This is a genomic window from Halobacillus sp., assembly GCF_049282395.1.
GTDB lineage: Bacteria > Bacillota > Bacilli > Bacillales > Halobacillaceae > Halobacillus.
In genome coordinates this window covers 1-3499 of sequence record NZ_JBAPTY010000427.1, presented here as the reverse complement: position 1 = coordinate 3499, position 3499 = coordinate 1, and the positions used below count along the sequence as shown (strand labels likewise).

General features: G+C 42.3%; 3 protein-coding genes. 2 read left to right on the top strand and 1 reads right to left on the bottom strand.

What is annotated here, in order from left to right; all coding sequences use genetic code 11:
• The coding region (locus WAM07_RS17740) for a DUF4317 family protein (protein WP_422168715.1) at positions 1-300 on the top strand (300 nt) is incomplete at its 5' end.
• A gap of 109 nt (positions 301-409) precedes the next feature.
• Positions 410-1372, top strand: coding sequence for an arsenic resistance protein (locus WAM07_RS17735; protein ID WP_422168716.1), 963 nt, complete (start codon positions 410-412; stop codon positions 1370-1372).
• A 123-nt stretch (positions 1373-1495) separates the two neighbouring features.
• Here WAM07_RS17735 and WAM07_RS17730 read toward each other — a convergent pair whose 3' ends face one another.
• Positions 1496-3424 carry an SEC-C metal-binding domain-containing protein gene (locus WAM07_RS17730; protein WP_422168714.1) on the bottom strand — a complete coding sequence of 643 codons (1929 nt, stop codon included), beginning with the start codon at positions 3422-3424 and terminating at the stop codon, positions 1496-1498.
• Positions 3425-3499 lie beyond the last annotated feature (75 nt).

Genomic DNA, 3499 nt, shown 5'->3' with positions numbered 1-3499 from the left:
GACGTGGAGCGCGTTCTGAATCAGAGCGGAGAAAAAGTCGATTCTGAAAAAGTAAAAACCGCTTTTCAACGAGTTACTGATAACGAAACGTATGAGCTCAAGGCAAGCAGCATTGTGCCTAAATATAAAACCAAGTCAATCAAGATCAACACCAAGATCGCTAACATTTCCATCAGTCCCCAGGATCTGGAATATGTGAGACAGGTCAACTATAAAGGGAAACGCTGCATTATGATTGAAGTAGAAGAAGATGCAGAGATTGATGGATTTAAGATGCTTCCGGAAGCGTTTGGGGAGTAGCACCTACGACCGTTGCAGAAAAAAATCAACATGGAGAATGATCTTACTCAATCTCCATGTTGATTTTTACTTTTAAGCAAACCAAATAAATGAAGAGAGGAGAATTCCTCTGCTTTCTAGAGAAAAAGTTGAAAACAACCAAATTTGGATTTACTTTATATTCCTGATCGCAGCGGCAGGTTTCGGATTCCTTATGCCACGGTCCGCTGAAAGTCTGGAATCGATGATTTCTATCGTAATAGCATGCTTAATGTATAGCATGTTTTCTCAAATTCCATTTACTTCACTGAAAGAATCACTAGGCGATAAAAAGTTTCTCAAAGCTCTATTAACGACCAATTTTATTATGGTACCGATATTGGTCTGGCTCCTGGCCCGGTTTTTACCACAAAGTCCTGAACTTTTGATAGGGTTTTATCTCGTGTTATTAACCCCTTGCATTGACTATGTCATTGCTTTCACAGCTTTAGGAAAGGGTGATGAGAGGCTGATGTTAGCCTCTACTCCCATTTTACTGATCATACAGCTAGTGCTTTTACCATTGTATTTATGGATGTTTATGGGAAAGGACGCTGCAGGCATCGTAAATCCCCCCCCTTTCCTGGAAGCCTTCTTTGGACTCATTTTCATTCCTCTTATCACTGCAGTCTGTATCCAATTAGCAGCAAAGAGATACCGCCTAGGGACAAAGATATTAAGTGGATCAGCCTGGCTGCCTGTCCCCTTTATGGCTTTGATACTTTTTGTAGTGGCAGCTTCACAATTTCCAAAATTACCGGCATATGCAGACGATGTTGTGAAAGTTATCCCTCTTTACGTGGCTTTTATGATCATTATGCCTTTCCTATCTAAGTTCGCAGCGAAATGGTTTAAATTAGATACGAAATCAGGTCGCACCCTTATTTTCAGCAGCTCTACCAGGAACTCTTTAGTTGTGCTTCCCCTCGCCTTTTCATTACCAGAGATAGGGAGTATGGTGGCGGCTGTGATCATTACCCAAACCATCGTAGAACTGATTAGCGAACTGGTCTACATTCGCTTTGTGCCAAAGATTTTGCTGCGTGATGAATGAACCTCCTGCTACAAAAAATTCTCCCCTGACATACACCCCTTAACAAGGTGTACGCGGGAAGAATCGCAATGAACATGATCGTTAATATTCAAGTCCGCGTCTTTACCAATTACGTTTCTATCTTCAGTCAAAAAACATGAACTGTTCATTTAAATATTCTATTACATGATGTAGATGCTCTTTCCAGGCAGAAGCATTCCGGTAATGATAGACAATGGCTTCTTCTTCAGAGCCAGGCTGATAGGTCCGTGGAAGTTTATCCCAACTTTTCATACCTGCTAAATAAGAAAGAACCAATGGGTTTTCCTCCTCCGCGTCAAAAAGAAATTCTTCTATCAATTCCGGAGGGTGGCCCTCTTCAATTGTTAGAAGGGCTTCCGAATAAGCTCCCCACGTACCATCATCCGGGTATTTTCGAAGAATCTCTTCAGCTTTCTCAAGCTGTCCGGACTTCATATACAGTGGAAAGATTTCCTGCCGGATCCCCTGGTTATCATTTTCATTATACTTGAGCAGTTCTTCATATAATTCGATCGCGCGTTCCAGGTCGCCTTCTTCTGCATGAACGGAAGCCAGTAGCTCTTGAGCTCTCATAAATGGCCGTGCTGTCACGTCATTCCACAGTTCTCCACTATCTAAGTCAAGACCTTCGATGAGGGCATCTCTGGAGGCTTTATAGAGTATATTCAATTTTCTTAAAGGTTCCGTCTCAAGATGTGCTTGTAAAACACGGGCATCCACCGATTTTGGATGAAGGTGAAGAGCTTCGTTGACCAGCTGCTTTCTTTTCTCTACGGTCTCTGCCACATAGGCATCATAAGCGAGAAGCTGGGCCATTTCTTCATTCGTTTTTGGAACGAAAGTCTTGGAGGAACTAGCCTGTATGAAGCTCTCCATTTCTTGTCTTGTAGAAAAATTCTCCCTGGAAAGTCGAGCAATCATCTCATAATTAGCACGTTCTGCTGCCACTTCCCAGCTTGGGAACGTAAATTGATTAAAAACTGGGCCAGAAGACGGTTGATCGGTTTCTCCATATTCTTGGAGCAAGTTAAAATAAGCCTCATCCATTTCTTCCACACGCCGGGAAATGCTATTTGGACTTACTCCATACTTTTTAGCAACCTCTTTTTGAGTAACAGGCTTTAAATAACCGAAATGAGGGTTGTCCTTATAGTAGTACTCCAGTGTCGCAGCAAACACCTCTGGTTTACGAACCGTCGGAAAATGATGATCACAGTAATACATCCAGAGGTGGTGAAGGTGAATATAGTTATCCTGCTGCTTGATCAAAGGATCAATCTTCTGATCTAATAGCCAAAGAACCTCTTTCTCCTCCTCACTCCCATCCCAGCTATCAACTAGGTTGTCTTCCACGTCGAAGTGAAGGAAATCTATCAAATACTCTGAGAAATGAGAAGCATAGAAATCAGCGATGGATCCCTGGGCATGACTCGCCTCGTATTCCATTTTCACATAATTAGAAAAGGAGGAAAATAACTCGGGATCCACACTTAACGCGCTTGGAACAAACTGATAATAATTTCCCCAGTTCATTAATATACCAAAATAATGGGTCATCACTTCAACTTCAGAATCAGCCAATAGCGTAATGTTAACCTCATACACTTCTTCCGTCCATTCACGCTCGAGCTTGACAACCCCCTTATCCACTTTTTCCACTACGGTAAATAAGCCTGGGATTGATTGAGGCCAGTGCTCTAGTGCTTCTCGTGTAATTGGGCGAGAAACTCCCTTCTTCACTCGGTCCACAAACTCCTGCATAATTGATTGTCCCTGGGAATCGGTCTGTAAAATGGTCTTATCCGCAACCATCATACTATCCTTAAACTCCTCCATTTGATCGATGGGCTCTTGAGGATTTAATAGATAAGGATAGTGATCCATTATATAATCCTGAAATCGATAATATAACTGATCCAGTTCCTCTCTCACTACTGTTCCAGTTAGACTAACTACCTTTTTATCTCCGCAGCACTTTTTGTACTTCTTCCCGCTGCCGCACGGACACGGGTCATTTCTTCCAGCTTTCATATCGCACACATCCCTTCTGTCTTTATTATAACGAGAGTTTAGAAGACATGGAAGAGAGCTCGAGTGCCCTACTAA

What these genes read in the sequence shown, in the direction of transcription:
- WAM07_RS17730 (WP_422168714.1), bottom strand. Translation starts at nt 3,424, where the DNA reads ATGAAAGCTGGAAGAAATGACCCGTGTCCGTGCGGCAGCGGGAAGAAG.